Annotated in this window: 15 protein-coding genes, 2 tRNA genes and 2 riboswitches; of the genes, 8 read left to right on the top strand and 9 right to left on the bottom strand. The window is 62.6% G+C overall.

Going from position 1 to position 17,048, the window contains the following annotated elements:
• Positions 1-31: 31 nt before the first annotated feature.
• The 6 genes from J5M58_RS13385 to J5M58_RS13360 all read right to left on the bottom strand — a co-directional run bounded on the left by J5M58_RS13385 (position 32) and on the right by J5M58_RS13360 (position 5,186).
• Positions 32-601 (bottom strand): SPOR domain-containing protein, encoded by a 570-nt coding sequence (locus J5M58_RS13385; RefSeq protein WP_112252416.1) that lies wholly within the window; start codon positions 599-601, stop codon positions 32-34.
• 126 nt (positions 602-727) lie between these two features.
• Positions 728-1,843: a glycosyltransferase family 61 protein gene (locus J5M58_RS13380; RefSeq protein WP_112252415.1), complete on the bottom strand. Its 1,116-nt coding sequence runs from the start codon at positions 1,841-1,843 to the stop codon at positions 728-730.
• 32 nt (positions 1,844-1,875) lie between these two features.
• Positions 1,876-3,018 carry a hypothetical protein gene (locus J5M58_RS13375; protein ID WP_207878380.1) on the bottom strand — a complete coding sequence of 381 codons (1,143 nt, stop codon included), beginning with the start codon at positions 3,016-3,018 and terminating at the stop codon, positions 1,876-1,878.
• Between the two features lie 214 nt (positions 3,019-3,232).
• Complete coding sequence (locus J5M58_RS13370) at positions 3,233-4,603, bottom strand: oligosaccharide flippase family protein (RefSeq protein ID WP_112252413.1); 1,371 nt, start codon at positions 4,601-4,603, stop codon at positions 3,233-3,235.
• Between the two features lie 168 nt (positions 4,604-4,771).
• Positions 4,772-4,848: transfer RNA gene (locus J5M58_RS13365), tRNA-Val, on the bottom strand.
• A 261-nt stretch (positions 4,849-5,109) separates the two neighbouring features.
• Positions 5,110-5,186 (bottom strand) — tRNA-Val (locus tag J5M58_RS13360).
• Positions 5,187-5,388: 202 nt separating this feature from the next.
• Between J5M58_RS13360 and J5M58_RS13355 the strand changes: the two genes are divergently transcribed.
• Entirely contained in the window at positions 5,389-6,672 is a 1,284-nt protein-coding gene (locus tag J5M58_RS13355; protein WP_112252412.1) for an FAD-binding oxidoreductase, read from the top strand.
• 121 nt (positions 6,673-6,793) lie between these two features.
• Here the strand turns inward: J5M58_RS13355 and J5M58_RS13350 are convergent, their stop codons facing one another.
• Positions 6,794-7,471, bottom strand: coding sequence for a peptidase C39 family protein (locus J5M58_RS13350; protein WP_207878378.1), 678 nt, complete (start codon positions 7,469-7,471; stop codon positions 6,794-6,796).
• 222 nt (positions 7,472-7,693) lie between these two features.
• Here J5M58_RS13350 and J5M58_RS13345 point away from each other — a divergent pair, with 222 nt between their 5' ends.
• Entirely contained in the window at positions 7,694-7,867 is a 174-nt protein-coding gene (locus J5M58_RS13345; protein WP_181457341.1) for a hypothetical protein, read from the top strand.
• 132 nt (positions 7,868-7,999) lie between these two features.
• On the opposite strand, the gene J5M58_RS13340 is transcribed toward J5M58_RS13345, so the two are convergent.
• Together J5M58_RS13340 and J5M58_RS13335 are read right to left on the bottom strand one after the other, a co-directional pair.
• A complete protein-coding gene (locus J5M58_RS13340) occupies positions 8,000-8,752 on the bottom strand; it encodes a TerC family protein (protein WP_112252410.1) in 753 nt (250 codons plus the stop codon).
• Between the two features lie 29 nt (positions 8,753-8,781).
• Entirely contained in the window at positions 8,782-9,021 is a 240-nt protein-coding gene (locus tag J5M58_RS13335; RefSeq protein WP_112252409.1) for a hypothetical protein, read from the bottom strand.
• Between the two features lie 133 nt (positions 9,022-9,154).
• Here J5M58_RS13335 and nhaR point away from each other — a divergent pair, with 133 nt between their 5' ends.
• The 6 genes from nhaR to J5M58_RS13305 all read left to right on the top strand — a co-directional run bounded on the left by nhaR (position 9,155) and on the right by J5M58_RS13305 (position 17,046).
• Positions 9,155-10,048: a transcriptional activator NhaR gene (gene nhaR / locus J5M58_RS13330; protein WP_207878376.1), complete on the top strand. Its 894-nt coding sequence runs from the start codon at positions 9,155-9,157 to the stop codon at positions 10,046-10,048.
• Between the two features lie 34 nt (positions 10,049-10,082).
• Positions 10,083-10,292: riboswitch (cobalamin riboswitch) on the top strand.
• A 108-nt stretch (positions 10,293-10,400) separates the two neighbouring features.
• Positions 10,401-12,527, top strand: a complete 2,127-nt coding sequence (locus J5M58_RS13325; RefSeq protein WP_207878374.1) for a TonB-dependent siderophore receptor — start codon at positions 10,401-10,403, stop codon at positions 12,525-12,527.
• A gap of 203 nt (positions 12,528-12,730) precedes the next feature.
• Positions 12,731-13,897, top strand: a complete 1,167-nt coding sequence (locus tag J5M58_RS13320) for a DUF1624 domain-containing protein (RefSeq protein WP_207878372.1) — start codon at positions 12,731-12,733, stop codon at positions 13,895-13,897.
• A 28-nt stretch (positions 13,898-13,925) separates the two neighbouring features.
• A riboswitch (cobalamin riboswitch) is annotated at positions 13,926-14,124 on the top strand.
• 110 nt (positions 14,125-14,234) lie between these two features.
• Entirely contained in the window at positions 14,235-15,245 is a 1,011-nt protein-coding gene (locus J5M58_RS13315; protein WP_207878370.1) for an ABC transporter substrate-binding protein, read from the top strand.
• Complete coding sequence (locus J5M58_RS13310; RefSeq protein WP_207878368.1) at positions 15,245-16,261, top strand: iron ABC transporter permease; 1,017 nt, start codon at positions 15,245-15,247, stop codon at positions 16,259-16,261. Before J5M58_RS13315 ends, J5M58_RS13310 begins: the two co-directional genes overlap by 1 nt.
• Positions 16,258-17,046, top strand: coding sequence for an ABC transporter ATP-binding protein (locus J5M58_RS13305; protein WP_207878366.1), 789 nt, complete (start codon positions 16,258-16,260; stop codon positions 17,044-17,046). The genes J5M58_RS13310 and J5M58_RS13305 overlap by 4 nt, the downstream gene beginning before the upstream one ends.
• Positions 17,047-17,048 lie beyond the last annotated feature (2 nt).

Raw genomic sequence — 17,048 nt, 5'->3', positions numbered from 1 at the left:
CGCTCCTACAGGCCCCACGCACACAGGGTTTTCAGCGCGCTGCACCGTGCTGGATGACCACCGAATCGGTACCCAGCTTGGCCATTACCTCGGCCTTGCGTGCTTCGGCTTCCTCACGGCTGGGGAACGGCCCCATCAGCACCACCGGTTTGCCGTCGCGGTACTCTACCGAGGACGGGATGCCCTTTTCGATCAGGCGTGCGGTCATGTCACTGAGCGCCCCCATGTTGGCGCCCTGGATCACTTCCACATCCCAGCCTTGCGGGGCTGGCTGGCCAGCCAGGGCTTCGGCACGGCGCTGCAGCTCGGCGCCACCGCACATCTCGCGGATGCGCAGGTTGTTGCCGTTGTCGTCGACGATGATTTCGTACTGGCCATCGCGCTTGATCGCCACGTAGCTGCGGTAGGCTTCGTACTGCCCGGCATCATCCTTGCCACGGACCTGGCCGCAGATGGTGCCCTGGGTGTCGATCCGCACGTTGCCGAACTTGGCGGTCTTGGGGTTGTGCAGGTGTTCGGCCACCTGTTTGTGCACGCCTTCGACCTCGTTCTCACAGCCCGCCAGGGCGAGCACTGCCATTACCACAGCCAGTTTGCGCACGCGTGTACCTCCAGATTCGAAGGCGCGGATTCTACCACGCCCGCCCTGGGCGAGGACCGCGAACATACGTTACACCGTGCGACCAGTGGCCCTGCACCTCAGGCAGTCATGGCATGCCACGCCTCGTCATGACGGCAGCAGATCCAAGGTCCGTTCGAGTTCATCGAGGTCGATACGGAAGCCGATGCCATTGGGTATCCCGACGACAAAGCCGAAATGCTGTTGATCGCGATCAGTCAGGTACTTGTAGAAGCAGACAAAGCGATCAGGTGGCTGCAGTGTCAGCACCGAAGCGCCGGGCGATAGCACATTGATACCGTGGATCAGCTGGCTGCCCTCGACGCCCGCCACTACCCTCGCCCCGGCACAAGTTTGCACGATGGTTGCCAGGTCGCACTTCAAAGGATTAAGGATGCGAAAGCCGCGATGTTTATGCAGATGCTCGGCAATTTCCAGTTCGTTGTGCAGCAGGCGCGGATCTCCGTCACAGCCCCGCAGGATGAAAACCCCCGGGTGGGGCTGGTAATTCACCCGCGACAACAACTTCTGGCCCATGGCGCGGAATCGCTCGGACTGGTTTGTGTTGTGGCTGAAGTCATCGAACAGCACCAACTCTCGAAAAAAGGCAGTGCGCAGCCGCAGCGGATGCATGCAAAGCCATTCTTCGTACTGCGGAGCCTGGGAAAAAAGCGGGAACCTGCCCGAAGGCGCCGTGGTCACCGGCACCCCTTCGTTACGGGCCAAAGCATAGGTGACGCAATCCTCGGCCAGCCATGTTCCAAACCAACGGTTGCCGTAACGTGAACAATAAGCGGCCCCACGCTCGACCTCTTGCTCCACGACAACCCGTGGCAACCCGTTGGGTCGGTCAGACAGCCAGAAGCTGGCATTGTTCTTGTACAGAGCACCATCGATCAGAATGACATCCTTGATCAGATAGCCCCTGGTAGGAGCCTGTTCGACGCTGCCCAACCCCTCCATGGTTCGCCGCGGATGCTCGAAGGGAAAGAAACGTTTTGCTTCCCAGCCGGTCACTCGCTCCAACTGATTCGGCAGGAAGAAAGCGGGAGGCGCCGGGGTGACCTCGGCCGGCGCGATATCCCAGGTCTTGACTGCAAGGCTCTTGAGGTTCTCCGACGGCTTTCGTACCAACCGCTTTCTTGCCAGGTACGTGTATGCGGCCAAGCTCCAGCTTTTACGGTCCGATCCCTTCGTCTCTACATTCGAAATATCGTTCATCATGCAGCACTCTCATTGAAGGCAATCTTTCACGCTCAGTTGGACGCTACTCTTTCCAGAATGGGGGGAGACTGGAAGTGGGCATACCGATCTCGCAAGTTCTCCAGCAATAGTTCACCAGGCGCTTTCGCACAGTAAATGTATATCTTGAACAAACCACCGAAGACCATTTCACGATAGCGGTCGACAACTTCCTGGTCACTTGGCCCATCCGGCAGCCCCAGATGCAGTGTGAGCTTGCTGTCCTCGACGGCGAATAACGGGAACTCCCAGAGGAACTTGGCGATGCCGGCCTTGGGTAGCCGGACGAACATATAGGCCTGGTTGCCCAAGGTATCCACATCACCGCCGCGCCGGCGCTTCCATTTCAAAAGCCCATCGTCCGGACGTGCCAGGCATTGGCCGATATCGTAATAATCGAAACCCTGCTCGATGGCCCACTCCAGGGCCATGAAAGTAGTGATGGAGTTGACCTCGCGCAGTCGTTTGGGGTCGCTGAAGACAGCCTCCGGGTAGCCAAAGCGAAGCGTGCTCCAATAGCGCTTGCCGGCCCGGGTTATTACACAACCGAAATGACAGGCGACAACCTCGTCGCCTTTCATTATCAGGTCGAGTCGGCCAACGGTCTGGGCGATGCGCACCACTTCCTGCGAGTCGAATTGTTTGGCATACAGGCCATGCCGCGCCTGAGCATAAGGCTGCAACATTTCCCGGTCGGCCTTGCCAATCGCCCCGTCCGTCAGCACCTGCTGCATACGGTACAGCGGCCGGCACTTGCGAATACTGCGGCGTAGTTCACCGTCGTAGCGGGCGATGATCTCCTCCAGCGGACGCCCCAGGGGGATGATGGCACTCAGGTAATGGGGCACGTACAGGGCCCCTGCACTGGGCATCTCGCTGATTAACAACCTATGGGACGCGGCGCCAGATTGTTGCGGGCCATCGCCAGGCTGGGTGTCGACCTCGGGCTTACCGCCGATGAGCAGCCTGGCCATTTCCCTGCGGCTCTTTCGCCCGACATACAAGACCTCGTAGTCGTTACTTTTCTGTAGCCGGAACCTGGCGATTTCCCAGCGCCACAAACACGCGCGCCCCATTATATCCTGGGTCCAAATCAAGAGCTTTCTTATTTCGAAGCGCATCGACGGCGTTATGAGCTTTCGTATGTGCTCTCTCATTTTAGTTTACCCGGATAACAGGTTATATGCTGTCGAATAAACACCCAATCACCTTTGGCACTTAAACGCCATAGGCTGCCAGATACAAAAATATTAAAGATCCGCGAAAAAGATCTGTCAAACACGCTTAATCATTGAATATTCAATGGTTAGCCAGTGAAAACAGTATGTTTTATGGCGCCATTTTTTCTTGTGGAACATCTTCACGGCCCAATCAGGTGAACAGGCTGGTAATCATTTCACCGAAAAGGACGCCGATCAGCAGGGCGGGCAGCACTACAAGCTCGCGCTTCAGGTCCAGCAGGCCCAGCTTGCGGTTGACCGGAAAAATCAGGAAAAGCGTGAAGAAGGTATGCAGCGCCACACCCCAGATGGCATAGGTCACGCCACCGATGGCCATGAGGACCGGCAGCAGGATAAACAGCGAAACGACCCGGATGATGTTGTCCATCGCCACGTATTTGGTCAGCCCCAGGGCCAACCAGAGCTGGTGTGCCAGCGTGAAGCGCAAGGTGAAAAGCGAGAGCGAGAGAATGGCCATGGTATTGCCGGCGCCGGCATAACGGTCGTCGTAAAGCCAACTGATCATCAGTGGGCTGGCAGTCAGCAAAAAACCGCAAGCAAACAGCGAGGTCAGGTCGAACAGCGCCCTGGAGCGGTAGTAAAGGCTGCGCACCCGCTCTTTGTCGCCACTTCTCGTCGCCTCACTGAAGGCCGGCAGGGCAACTGCCCCCGCCAGCCGCAGCAGGACCGACTGAATGGCCCCGAGGATGGCGACAGCGATGGAATAGACCCCTAGTTCCGCGACCGACATACTACCGCCGAACCAGATCCGGTCACCCTGCATTGCCAGGACCCCTACGGAGGACGACAACAATATCCAGCGTCCGTAATCGAACACCTCGCGCAGCGCAGCCGGTTCCAATCGCAGGCGGTTGCGCGGCCCCTGGAAGATCAGGTGACTGAGTACGGTGAAAACCAGTGTGCTCAGCAGGCCTGCGGCCACCAATGACCAGATGGAGCGGGTGAGATAGCCTGCCACGAGCATGGCTATCAAACCGACAAACTGCGCAATCAGCTCGGCGATCACCACCTTCTTCTGCTGGAAGACACGGATGGCCACATCGACCTTGGGCGACTGGAAGCCATAGATGATTGCGGCGACCCCAGACAAAGCCAGTACCATCGGTAGCTCTGGAGCGGCGTAGGTGGAATGGGCCGGCCACAGCTCGATGTGTTGCGTGAATTGTGCCCCCAGGGCCAACAGCAACGTGAGAAGGAACAGCACAAACCCACGGATGACTTGCACAGTCCACACGGTATCGAGAAACAGCGGTTCGTCGCCGCGCGAACTCTGAATGACGTTCGGCCGCAGCCCGACATCGGAAAGCATTTGCAGCAGCACGGATACAGTGGTCGCAATGGCCATCACGCCGAACATTTCCGGCACGAGCAAGCGGGTAATAACCAGATTGCCGCCCAGGCGCATGACCTGGGAAGCAAAGACAGCGACAAGGTTCAACGCACTGGCCCACATGGCCCGTTTGCGCAGGCTCAACGGAAGCGACACATCTATCGAAGGCATAGCCGCATCTCTGAACCCATCGCTAGAGACTCACTATAGTCACAATTCGCCATGGGGCTATCCGAGCAGGCTGTAGCGCGTGAAATCGCCCTCCGCCGGGCACAACAAAAACAAAAGGGCGACCCCTTGGGGTCGCCCTTTTGATGCCCGGAAACCGGGACTTTTATTTGGTAGGCACAATTGGACTCGAACCAACGACCCCCACCATGTCAAGGTGGTGCTCTAACCAACTGAGCTATGTGCCTGTCGTGTGGGGCGCATATTAGTGATCGAAAGCGTAGCTGTAAAGCGTTTTTTTCAGAAAAATCAAAAACTTTCGAAACCGAACGCATCGCGCTTGTTGTAGGAGCAGCCTCGTGCTGCGAAAGGACCGGCATGGGCGACTCAATACCGGCGGCAGGACTGGCGTCTGCGCAGCACAAGGCTGCCCCTACAATTCAACGACTACCTACAAAATCGGGCAATGAAAAAAGGGATGACCCTTGCGGATCACCCCTTCTTCGATTTGGTAGGCACAATTGGACTCGAACCAACGACCCCCACCATGTCAAGGTGGTGCTCTAACCAACTGAGCTATGTGCCTGTCGTGTGGTGCGCATTCTACTCATTCCAAAAACCGTGTCAACACTTTTTTTCGCGCTAACCTACTGAATCTTAAACTCTTTATAGAAAGGCGCGCTGGCAGGACCGAGTAAAGGATTTTCACCGGACGACTAGCGGGTGTTTATTATTATTGATAGCATCGGTACATTCGTTAAAAATATAAAACACGAGGTTCCTGCAGCATGGCTAACACCCCCTACCCCCAGTCCTACTACGCCGCCTCGGCCAACCCGGTGCCGCCACGTCCGGCGCTGCAGGGTGAGGTGGAAACCGATGTGTGCATCATCGGCGCCGGTTACACCGGCCTGTCCAGCGCCCTGTTCCTGCTGGAGAACGGCTTCAAGGTGAGCATCGTCGAAGCGGCCAAGGTCGGCTTCGGCGCATCGGGCCGCAACGGTGGCCAGATCGTCAACAGCTACAGCCGCGATATCGACGTCATCGAACGCACCGTCGGCCCCAAGCAGGCCCAGCTGCTGGGCCATATGGCCTTCGAAGGTGGGCGCATCATTCGTGAGCGCGTGGCCAAGTACAACATCCAGTGCGACCTGAAGGACGGTGGCGTGTTCGCTGCCCTCACCAGCAAGCAGATGGGCCACCTGGAGTCGCAAAAGCGCCTGTGGGAACGCTTCGGCCACAACCAGCTGGAGCTGATGGACCAGAAGCGCATCCGCGAAGTGGTCGCCTGCGACAACTATGTGGGCGGCATGCTGGACATGAGCGGCGGCCACATCCACCCGCTGAACCTGGCCCTGGGCGAAGCCGCCGCGGTCGAGTCGCTGGGCGGCATCATCTATGAGCAAACCCCGGCCGTACGCATCGAGCGTGGCGCCAACCCGGTGGTGCATACCCCGCAGGGCAAGGTCCGCGCCAAGTTCATCATCGTTGCCGGCAACGCTTACCTGGGCAATCTGGTGCCGGAGCTGGCCAGCAAGTCCATGCCATGCGGCACCCAGGTGATCACCACCGAGCCGCTGGGCGACGAACTGGCGCGCACCTTGCTGCCGCAGGACTACTGCGTCGAAGACTGCAACTACCTGCTCGACTACTACCGCCTGACCAGCGACAAGCGCCTGATCTTCGGTGGCGGCGTGGTGTACGGCGCGCGTGACCCGGCCAACATCGAGGCGATCATCCGCCCGAAGATGCTCAAGGCTTTCCCGCAGCTGAAGAACGTGAAGATCGACTACGCCTGGACCGGCAACTTCCTGCTGACCTTGTCGCGTCTGCCACAGGTTGGCCGTATCGGCGACAACATCTACTACTCCCAGGGCTGCTCGGGTCACGGCGTGACCTACACCCACCTGGCGGGCAAGGTGCTGGCCGAGGCCATGCGTGGCCAGGCCGAGCGTTTCGACGCCTTCGCCGGCCTGCCGCACTACCCGTTCCCGGGTGGCCAGATGCTGCGCGTGCCGTTCAGCGCCCTTGGCGCCTGGTACTACAGCCTGCGTGATCGCCTGGGCTTCTGATGTAAGCAGGCTTGGCCTCTTCGCGGGTGAACCCGCTCCCACAGGTACAGCACAGGATTTGAATATTGTGCAGTACCTGTGGGAGCGGGCATGCCCGCGAAAGGGCTTGAACAGGCAGAAGCTACTTGTTCAGGCTACTCACAGCCTGCCTGGCCGCAATCTCCTGCCCCGCCCGGGCCAGTTCATCCGCAGCCTGCAACCAGCGCTGGCGGTCCACCTGGGCCGGCAGTTGCCGCGGTGGCTGCACCAGCACCGCCCAACTCCCAAGCTTCGCCCACGCCGAGGCAAAGTCATCGAACGCCATCAGCTGCCGCCGGTGCATGCCCGAGCGCAACAGCACCCGCTGCTTGTAGCGGTCGTAGCCGATCAGCACGGCATAGCGTGGCTCGCTCCACCAGGCCGAACCATCCTCGTAACGCAGCAGCACTGGGTTGCCCGCCGCCACCTGGGTCAACAGCGCGTCCAGTTGCTTGTCCAGCGGATACACCACCATGCCGTAGTCGCGCGCTACCCGGGGGATGCCCGTGTCCAACGCCTCGGCGCCCTGCGGCAGGTTCAGCGGTTTGTCCAGCAGCCCCGGCGTGATCGGAGCCCCCTGTTGCGACAGCACCGCCGCCAATGCCATGGCCCCGCTGTGGTTGGCGTTGCCACGGTAGAACGGCACGCTGCTGATCTCGACCCGCTGTGGCAGGCCTTTGAGGTTGGCGGAGGGTCCGCCGGCACAGCCGGCCAGGCTGGCCGCTACCAGGCAGGCAGCCAGCAGCCGACGAGGGATGGTCTTGAAGGAAAGTTGCTGCATGGACACTCGCTTGCTTCAACGCCAGGCAGGCAGCGCCCGGCTCTGGCCAACGATCATAGGTCGGACAGCGGCGCGGGTATAGTCCGACACCGGCTAGTGCCAAATCGGACCAAGCGATAGACCTTTGGTCAATGGAACGTCACAGGCGAAGGGCTAGACTAAAGCAGTGTCTGGAGGGCCAGCGTCGGCGACCGAGCGCGGCCCATAGAGATGGAGGCACAAATGAGCCTGACCATGGCAATCCTCATGCTGGTGGGCATGTGGCTGAGCGTTGCAGCCGCCATGCTGTGGGGTGTACTGCGTATCGTGCGGCGTCATTCCCACCACCTGCCACCGCAGGCCCCCGCCAAGCCACAGCCTGTGCGCCGGGCGCGGCGGCATGCCGGGGTGCACTGATTTCAGAAGTTTCGAGGCCCATTCGCGGGTGAACCCGCTCCCACAAGATCCTCCACTGCCTTCAGAAGCGGCGAATTACCTGTGGGAGCGGGCAAGCCCGCGAACGGGGCGCAAGCGCCCCGCTTTTTAACATCAACCTTCTGCGGCTTCGCGCTTCAACCGCGCCCGACGGGCGAGGATGTTGAGGATCTCGATCGCCGTCGAGAAGGCCATGGCTGCGTACACATAACCCTTCGGTACATGGGCGCCAAAACCTTCGGCGATCAGCGTCATGCCGATCATGATCAGGAAGCCCAGGGCCAGCATCACCACGGTCGGGTTGTCGTTGATGAAGTTGGCCAACGGGTCGGCGGCCACCATCATGACGATCACGGCAGTGATAACGGCGATGATCATGATCGGCAGGTGCTCGGTCATGCCCACGGCGGTGATGATGCTGTCAACCGAGAACACGATGTCCAGCAACAGGATCTGGAAGATCGCCGCAGCAAAGCCCAGGGTAACCGTCGACGATACCTTGGCTTCTTCCTTGGCACCGTGCGGGTCGACGTTCTCGTGGATTTCCTTGGTCGCCTTCCACAGCAGGAACAGGCCACCGGCAATCAGGATCACGTCCTTCCAGGAGAAGGCATTGCCGAACACCTCGAACACCGGGTCGGTCAGCTGGACGATCCAGGCCACCGTGCTGAGCAAGGCCAGGCGCATGACCAAGGCCATGCTGATACCGATACGGCGCGCCTTGGAGCGATACTCCAGCGGCAGCTTGTTGGTCAGGATGGAGATGAAGATCAGGTTGTCGATGCCCAGCACGACTTCCATGGCCACCAGCGTAGCCAAGGCAACCCAGGCGGTAGGGCTAGCGACGAGTTCCAGCAAATATTCCATTGTTCAAATCCTGCAGAAGCGGTTGGGGGTCAGATTTCCTGGGTATCTTCTTTCTTGTCGGCGTCCTTGGGCTTGTGCCCTTCGTTGCCGATGGCCTCGCTCAACGCCTGCTGTGCAGCCTTGTTGGTGTCGTCGATGGCCTGCTTGGCCGACTGTGCGGCCTGGTCGAGCATCTGCTGGGCGGATTTCTCGGCCTGCTCGCAACCGGCCAGGGTGAACAGGGCCAAGGCCAGCACCAGCGGCGTGCCGATGGATTTGAGTTGCAGCATGGGTTCCTCGCTTTCATATTCCGGCGGCGCGCACGGCGCCTGATGGAGCCGCATTCTAAAGAGCGTAATACATCAGGAAAATTCGTTTTTTCAGCGGTTATACTTCGGGTTTTACGAATCCGGAAACATACCGATGCTCAACTATCGGCAGTTGCACTACTTCTGGGCCGTGGCCAAGACCGGCAGCATCGCCCGCGCCAGCGAACAGTTGAACCTCACCCCGCAAACCATCAGCGGGCAGATCAGCCTGTTCGAACAGACCTACGGCCTGGAGTTGTTCCAGCGCGTGGGGCGCCAGCTGGAGCTGACCGAAACAGGGCGCCAGACGCTGATCTATGCCGAGCAGATGTTCCAGCTGGGTAGCGAGCTGGAGGCCATGCTGCGGGCCGGTCCGCAGGAACAGATCCTGTTCCGCGTGGGTGTGGCGGACGTGGTGCCCAAGTCCATCGTCTACCGCCTGCTGGCACCGACCATGGAGCTGGACGAGGTGCTGCGCATCAACTGCCGCGAAGACAAGCTCGAACGGCTGCTGGCCGACTTGGCGATCCAGCGCCTGGACCTGGTGATTTCCGACAGCCCCATGCCCAGCCACCTGGACATCAAAGGTTATAGCCAGAAACTGGGCGAATGCGGCCTGAGCTTTTTCGCCACCCCGGCGCTGGCACAACGCCTGGAAGGCCCCTTCCCCGCCTGCCTGCAAGATGCGCCATTACTTATCCCAGGGCAGGAAACCGTGGTACGCAGCCGCCTGCTGCGCTGGCTGGGTGAACAGCAGGTGCAGCCACGGATCGTGGGCGAGTTCGATGACAGTGCCTTGATGCAGGCATTCGGGCAGTCGGGCAGCGGCATCTTCGTCGCGCCCAGCGTGATCGCAGAGGAAGTGTGCCGCCAGTACGGCGTGGAGCTGATCGGGCAGACCGAGGCGGTGCACGAGTCGTTCTATGCCATTTCGGTGGAGCGCAAGGTCAAGCACCCGGGGATCGTGGCGATTACCGAGGGGGCGCGACGGGAGTTGTTTCATTGGTAGAGGGCAGATTTGACGCCCCCGCGTTTCAATGGTCATATGCCTGCCAGTTTCAGGTGCCCTGCGCCGCCGCGCGCAGGGTGAAACGGGAAGCCGGTGCGTCGTGTTACCCCACGACAAGTCCGGCGCTGCCCCCGCAACGGTAAGCGAGCGAACCCTTCGAGATACCACTGTGCACCTGCATGGGAAGGTGAAGGTTTCATGCCCCTCGCAAGCCCGGAGACCGGCCTGGAGCTTCACTTGGCAACCCGCGGTGGGCGGGCGCAGGCCGGTATCGGTGCGCGCGCCTGCGTGCACGGTGTGCCTTTGCGTGTTTTCCACCGGGATCCATTCATTCCTGCAGTAGTGGAACGACATGTCCCGTATCTTCAAGCTTCACCCCTTGGCGGCCTGCCTGGCCGTTTCCCTGCCGGCCCTGGCCGATGACCTCGACCGACAACCATTGGCCCTGCCCTCAACGGCCATCACCGACACCTTCGACAGCCACGCCATCGACCTGGCCACCCCGACCCAGGCTGGCTCGCGCCTGGGCCTGAGCGCCCTGGAGACACCGGCCAGCACCAGTAGCATCAGCGCCGAGGAGATCCAGCAGCGCAACAACCTCACCGTGCAGGACGCGGTGACCCGCTCACCGGGCATCAGCTACATCGGCTCCCCGGGCGACGGCGGCACGGGCCTGTCCGCCCGCGGCTTTACCGGGCACAACTCGGTGATGACCTTGTTCGACGGCGCACGCCTGTACACTGGTGCCGGCACCCAGACGTTCCCGATCGACCCGTGGATGGTCGAGCGCATCGATGTGATTCGCGGCCCGGCCTCGGTGCTGTATGGCGAAGGGGCCACCGGTGCGGTGGTCAACGTGGTCCCGAAAAAGCCGTTTGCCGGCGAGGTGCGCAACCACCTGCGCCTGGGCTACGGTTCGTGGGACCGCCAGCAGCTCGGCCTGGACAGCGGCGGCAGCCTTGGCGAGCGCCTGAGCTACCGCCTGGCCCTGAACCAGCAAGCCGGTAACGGCTGGGTCGACCGCACGCCGTCGCGCAGCCTGGCGTTGAGCGCCGCACTGCGCTTCGATGCCAGCGACGACCTCAGCTTCACCCTCGCCCACGACCGTGGCGATGCGCAGCCTGCCAACTATTACGGCACCCCGCTGATCGACGGCCGCTACCGCAGCAGCCTGCGCGACAAGAACTACAACGTGCAGAACGACGTGCAGCATTACGTCGATGAATGGACCCGCCTGAACACCGACTGGACGTTGAACGACCACCTCAGCGCCAGCAACCAGCTGTACTACATCAAGAGCCGCCGTCACTGGCGCAATGCCGAGGACTACAGCTGGGATGCAGGGCGCCAGCAACTGCTGCGTGGCAGCTACCTGCAGATCAAGCACAACCAGGAACAGTTCGGCGATCGCCAGGCCTTCACCCTCGACCACACACTGTTCGGCCTGGCCAGCAAGACCGTGGTCGGCGCCGAGTACAACAAGGTCCGCTTCAACGTCGACAGCAACGCGCCCTACAACGATGTGGGCGGTGACTATGTCGACCCGTGGCAGCCGCAACCGGGTTGGTTCCACAGCGCCTCGCCACTGCGCCCGCAAACCCTGTCCAGCACCCACACCTTTGCCCTGTTCGCCGAAAACCGTCTGCAGTTGAGCGATCGCCTGTCACTGGTCACCGGTGTACGCCGCGACCAGAACCACATCGTCCAGGAGAGGCTGACCACCGACAGCCACAGCGACCGTAGCCTGCGAGGGGGCAACTGGCGCGCAGGGCTGGTGTTTGCGGTCAGCGAAGACCTGTCGCTGTATGGCCAGTACTCCACCAGCGAGGACGGGGTCGACAACCTCATCAGCCTCAGTGCCAACCAGATGCACTACGACCTGACCGAGGCCAGGCAGACCGAGGTGGGCCTCAAGCAGCGCTTCTGGGAGGGGCGTGGCGAATGGACATTGGCGGCCTACCACATCGTCAAGAAGAAGCTGCTGGTGGATGACCCGCTCACCCACGAGAAGCAACAGGCTGGCCAGCAGACCTCCGACGGCCTGGAGGCAACCCTGGAACTGGCGCTGGCGCACCAGTGGCAGGTATCGGCAAACGCGGCGATCGTGCGCGCCAGGTATGACGACTTCGAGGAAATGGTCGGCGGCGTGGCTCAGGACCGTGCGGGCAATCGCCCGGCAAATGTGCCGCGGCGTACCGCCAACCTGTGGCTGAGCAAAGGCTTCGGCCAGTGGCTGGAGGCCGGCATAGGCGCGCGTTATGTGGATGAGCGCTATGCCAACACCGCCAACACCCAGAGCGCCCCCGGCTACACCGTGGTCGATGCCAACATCGGCTGGCAGGTGTTGCCGGACGTGCGGCTGGGGTTGCAGTTGAACAACCTGTTCGACCGTGAGTATGTGCAGTCGGCGTTCAGTGGGCAGCAGTGGCTGATGGGGATGCCACGGTCGTACTTTGCGACGGTGGATTACAGCTTCTGATCTGAACTGCCTGCACCGGCCTCTTCGCGGGTGAACCCGCTCCCACAGGGATATCACAGAATTCGAATACGGTGACGTACCTGTGGGAGCGGGTTTACCCGCGAAGAGGCCGGCACAGGCAGCACAAAAACATCTACCTCTCCGGGATAACTTAGTTATAAGATAACGTTTCAGTTGACATCGATTCCTAACAGCGACCTCCCATGACAAGCGCCAGCGCCACCCCCACCCTGCTCACCCAGCGCCTGCAGAGCATCGATGCCCTGCGCGGCCTGGTGATCCTGTTCATGCTCCTGGACCACGTCCGTGAAACCTTCTTTCTGCACCGCCAGGTCAGCGACCCGATGGCCATCGACGCCACCGAGCCGTCGCTGTTCTTCAGCCGCACCCTGGCCCACCTGTGCGCGCCGGTGTTCGTCATGCTGACCGGCCTGTCGGCCTGGCTGTACGGCGAGAAACACCAGGGCCGCAGCGATGTCGCGGCGTTCCTGTTCAAGCGCGGGCTGTTCCTGGTGGCGCTGGAATTCACCCTGGTCAACTTCGCCTGGACCTTCCAGCTGCCACCCAGCGTCATCTACCTGCAAGTGATCTGGGCCATCGGCGTGAGCATGATCGCCCTGTCGCTGCTGGTGTGGTTGCCACGTGCCGCCCTGATCGCCCTGGGCGCAATCATCATCGCCGGCCACAACCTGCTCGATGGCCTGCACTTTGGCGCCGAATCCGCCCTGCATGTGCCGTGGGCAATCCTGCATGACCGGGGCTGGCTGGAGTTCTCCGAAAGCCTGCGCCTGCGCACCTCCTACCCAGTGCTGCCGTGGATCGGTGTCATCGCCCTGGGCTACGGCCTGGGCCCCTGGTTCGCCCGTGGCAGCGAGGCCGGCCAACGCCAGCATCGCCTGCTGCTGGCCGGGCTGATCGCGCTGCTGGGCTTTGTCGTGCTGCGCCTGGTCAACGGCTACGGTGAGGCGCCGTGGAGCACTTATCCGACCGTCACGCAAACCCTGATGAGCTTCTTCAACATCACCAAGTACCCGCCGTCGCTGCTGTTCCTGGCGCTGACCCTGGGCTGTGGCCTGCTGTTGCTGCGCGCCTTCGAACGTGCCGGCCAGGCCCGCTGGATCAGTGCCCTGGCGGTGTTCGGCGCGGCACCGATGTTCTTCTACCTGCTGCACCTGTATGTGCTGAAGCTGCTGTATCTGGCCAGCCTGGCGCTGTTCGGCCGCAACCATGGCGACTACTTCGGTTTCGACGGCATTGCCGCAGTGTGGCTGGCGGCAGTGCTGCTCGCGGTTTCGCTGTACCTGCCGGTGCGCTGGTTCGCCCGCCTGAAGGCGCGGCGGCGCGACATCAACTGGCTGAAGTACTTCTGAAAAGCGTTTTCACCCGGCGGCACGATGGTCTACCATGCCGGCCGCCGGTTTCCACCACGGAAACAATAGGGAATCCCAGGCTCGCCAATTCGGGCCAAACGGAACTGCCCCCGCAACTGTAGGTGCCGAGCCTGCTCCATCGATGCCACTGGGCCACGAACCCGGGAAGGCCGGAGCCAGGCGATGACGCACCAGTCAGGAGACCTGCCGGCCTACATTCACCAACCGGCGGGGTGTCCGGGATTGGCCATCAGTGTTGCCCCTGCCACCAGCGGGGGCTCGGCGATGCCTGTCCGTGCGTTCCTCACCCGAACTGTCCGATAGGAGATCGCCCAGCATGCTGCCCCGTTTTGCCACCCTGCTCGCCGGCCTGGGCCTCACCGGCCTGGCCCAGGCTGCTGCCACCCACTACCCGCTGACGCTGGACAACTGCGGCAAGCCGCAAACCTTCGCCCAGGCGCCGCAACGCACGGTCACCATTGGCCAGGCCAGTACCGAGCTGCTCTACGCGCTGGGGCTGGGCGACAAACTGGCTGCCACCTCGCTGTGGTTCAACAACGTGCTGCCCGAGTACCAGGTGCAGAACGCCAAGGTGCCGCGCCTGGCCGACAACGAGCCCAGCTTCGAGGCGGTAGTGGGCAAGCGCCCGCAGCTGGTGACGGTGCAGTTCGAATGGATGGTCGGCGCCCAGGGCGTGGTCGGCACCCGCGAGCAGTTCGATGAACTGGGTATCCCCACCTACCTGCTGCCGTCAGACTGCGAAGGCAAGGACAACCTGGTGGGCGCCGATGGCACCCGCCTGCAGGCGTTCCAGGTCGACACCATCTACAAGAGCGTCAGCCAGCTGGCGGCAATCTTCGACGTGCAGGACCGTGGCTCGGCCCTGAATGCCGAGCTCCAAGGCCGCCTGGACAGTGCCAGGGCGCAACTGGCCGGCAAGGACCTGTCCGCCACCTCGGCGCTGTTCTGGTTCTCCAGCGCCGACCTGCACATCGACCCCTATGTGGCGGGCCGCCAGGGGGTCGCCGACTTCATGCTGCGTACCCTCGGCGTGCGCAACGTGGTCGAATCCAGCGAAGAATGGCCGACCGTAGGCTGGGAAACCCTGGCCAAGGCCAACCCCACGTGGCTGATCATTGCCCGCATGGACCGCCGCCGCTACCCCGCCGATGACTACCAGAAGAAGCTGGCATTCCTGCGTAGCGACCCGGTAACGCGCAACATGGACGCGGTGAAGCACGATCGCATCGTCATCCTCGACGCCGACGCCATGCAGGCCGGCATTCGCTTGTTCAGCGGCGTGCAGACGCTGGCCGCCGCCTTCGCCAGCGGCAAAGCAGCCCAATGATGATGCGCCTGCTACCCTGCATCGCCGTTGCCCTGGCCGCCCTGTTGGCAGCCCTGCTGGCCGGCACTGCCATCGGTGAAACCAACCTGGCGCCCGGCGTGGTCGGCCAGGTGCTGGCCAACCACCTGTGGCAGGCCGGCTATCCGGTCGACCTGATCGACGCCGGCATCGTCTGGAACTACCGCCTGCCCCGCACCCTGGTCGCTGCGGCCTGCGGCGCAGGCCTTGCCACCTGCGGCGTGATCCTGCAGGCACTGTTGCGCAATCCGTTGGCCGAGCCTTACCTGCTGGGGTTGTCTGCAGGCGCCTCGACCGGTGCGGTGCTGGTCGGCCTGCTGGGCTTCGGCAGCCTGGCGCTGAGCATGTCCGGCGGCGCCTTCATCGGCGCCCTGGCAGCGTTCGCCCTGGTCCTGGTGCTGGCCAGGGCAGCCGGCCCCAGCAACAACAACGCCCAGGTGATCCTTGCCGGGATCGCCGGCTCGCAACTGTTCAACGCCCTTACCGCCTTCCTCATCACCATGTCGGCTACTGCCGAGCAGGCGCGCGGCATCCTGTTCTGGCTGCTGGGCAACCTCAGTGGCGTACGTTGGCCTTCGGTGTGGCTGGCCGTGCCAGTTGTACTGTTCGGGCTGTTGGTGTGCCTGTGGCATCGCCGTGCCCTGGATGCCTTCACCTTCGGTGCCGACTCGGCGGCGTCGCTTGGCATCCCGGTGCGGCGTACCCAGTTGCTGCTGATCAGCTGCGCGGCGCTGGTGACCGCCGTGATGGTGTCCATCGTCGGCGCCATCGGTTTTGTCGGGCTGGTGATCCCCCATGCCCTGCGCCTGCTGCTCGGCCCCGGGCACAGCCGCCTGCTGCCCGCCAGCGCACTGGGCGGGGCCCTGTTCCTGATTGCCGCCGACATCCTGTCGCGCACCTTGATCCCTGGCCAGGTGGTCCCCGTTGGCGTGGTCACCGCGCTGCTTGGCGCACCGGTCTTCGCGCTGATCCTGGTCAGCCGCCGGGGGCACCCATGACGGTCATGACGGCGCTACGGATGGCCCCCTTGAGTTGCCACGACCTGGGGCTGCAACTGGCCGGCAACACCGTGCTCAGCGCTATCGAGCTGAGCGTTGTCGCCGGTGAAACCCTGGGCATCGTCGGCCCCAACGGCTCGGGCAAATCCTCGCTGCTGAAAGTGCTGGCCGGGCTGCGCAAGCCAGGCAGCGGCAGCGTGCAGTTGCAGGGCGAACCGCTGGCACGGTTGCCCCGCCGCCGTGTCGCCCAGGCCCTGGCGCTGGTCGAACAGCAGGCCGACACCCTCGATGCGATCAGCGTGTTCGACGCCGTTGCCCTGGGCCGCACACCCTGGCTGTCGGCGCTGGCGCCATTCTCCCGGGAAGACCACGCAATCGTCGAGCAGGCCCTGGCCGACCTCGATGCCCTGCACCTGCGCGCACGCCTGTGGGGGTCGCTGTCCGGTGGCGAGCGCCAGCGCGTGCACATCGCCCGTGCCCTGGCACAGCGGCCGCAGGTGCTGCTGCTGGACGAGCCGACCAACCACCTGGATATCCAGCACCAGCTGAGCCTGTTGCAACAGGTGCAGGCCCTGCCGGTGACCAGCCTGGTGGCCCTGCACGACCTCAACCAGGCGCTCACCTGCGACCGCGTGGCGGTGCTCGACAAGGGCCGCCTGGTCGCCTTGGGCAAACCGCTCGAGGTGCTCACCCCCGAGCGCCTGCTGAACACCTTCGGCGTGCACGCCCACTACCTCATCGACCCCTTCGACGGCGCGCGCATCCTGCGTTTTCGCGCCCCCTGAAC

This window comes from Pseudomonas sp. 32_A (assembly GCF_017490905.1).
GTDB classification, from domain to species: domain Bacteria; phylum Pseudomonadota; class Gammaproteobacteria; order Pseudomonadales; family Pseudomonadaceae; genus Aquipseudomonas; species Aquipseudomonas inefficax.
The sequence above is the reverse complement of the archived record's forward strand: the minus strand, read 5'-3'. Positions and strand labels throughout refer to the sequence as shown.

Excerpts from the sequence above, each read along its gene's own strand:
- J5M58_RS13380 (WP_112252415.1), bottom strand. The coding sequence starts at position 1,843 with ATGATGAACGATATTTCGAATGTAGAGACGAAGGGATCGGACCGTAAA.
- J5M58_RS13375 (WP_207878380.1), bottom strand. The coding sequence starts at position 3,018 with ATGAGAGAGCACATACGAAAGCTCATAACGCCGTCGATGCGCTTCGAA.
- J5M58_RS13370 (WP_112252413.1), bottom strand. The coding sequence starts at position 4,603 with ATGCCTTCGATAGATGTGTCGCTTCCGTTGAGCCTGCGCAAACGGGCC.
- J5M58_RS13355 (WP_112252412.1), top strand. The coding sequence starts at position 5,389 with ATGGCTAACACCCCCTACCCCCAGTCCTACTACGCCGCCTCGGCCAAC.
- J5M58_RS13350 (WP_207878378.1), bottom strand. The coding sequence starts at position 7,471 with ATGCAGCAACTTTCCTTCAAGACCATCCCTCGTCGGCTGCTGGCTGCC.
- J5M58_RS13345 (WP_181457341.1), top strand. The coding sequence starts at position 7,694 with ATGAGCCTGACCATGGCAATCCTCATGCTGGTGGGCATGTGGCTGAGC.
- J5M58_RS13340 (WP_112252410.1), bottom strand. The coding sequence starts at position 8,752 with ATGGAATATTTGCTGGAACTCGTCGCTAGCCCTACCGCCTGGGTTGCC.
- J5M58_RS13335 (WP_112252409.1), bottom strand. The coding sequence starts at position 9,021 with ATGCTGCAACTCAAATCCATCGGCACGCCGCTGGTGCTGGCCTTGGCC.
- nhaR (WP_207878376.1), top strand. The coding sequence starts at position 9,155 with ATGCTCAACTATCGGCAGTTGCACTACTTCTGGGCCGTGGCCAAGACC.
- J5M58_RS13325 (WP_207878374.1), top strand. The coding sequence starts at position 10,401 with ATGTCCCGTATCTTCAAGCTTCACCCCTTGGCGGCCTGCCTGGCCGTT.
- J5M58_RS13320 (WP_207878372.1), top strand. The coding sequence starts at position 12,731 with ATGACAAGCGCCAGCGCCACCCCCACCCTGCTCACCCAGCGCCTGCAG.
- J5M58_RS13315 (WP_207878370.1), top strand. The coding sequence starts at position 14,235 with ATGCTGCCCCGTTTTGCCACCCTGCTCGCCGGCCTGGGCCTCACCGGC.
- J5M58_RS13310 (WP_207878368.1), top strand. The coding sequence starts at position 15,245 with ATGATGCGCCTGCTACCCTGCATCGCCGTTGCCCTGGCCGCCCTGTTG.
- J5M58_RS13305 (WP_207878366.1), top strand. The coding sequence starts at position 16,258 with ATGACGGTCATGACGGCGCTACGGATGGCCCCCTTGAGTTGCCACGAC.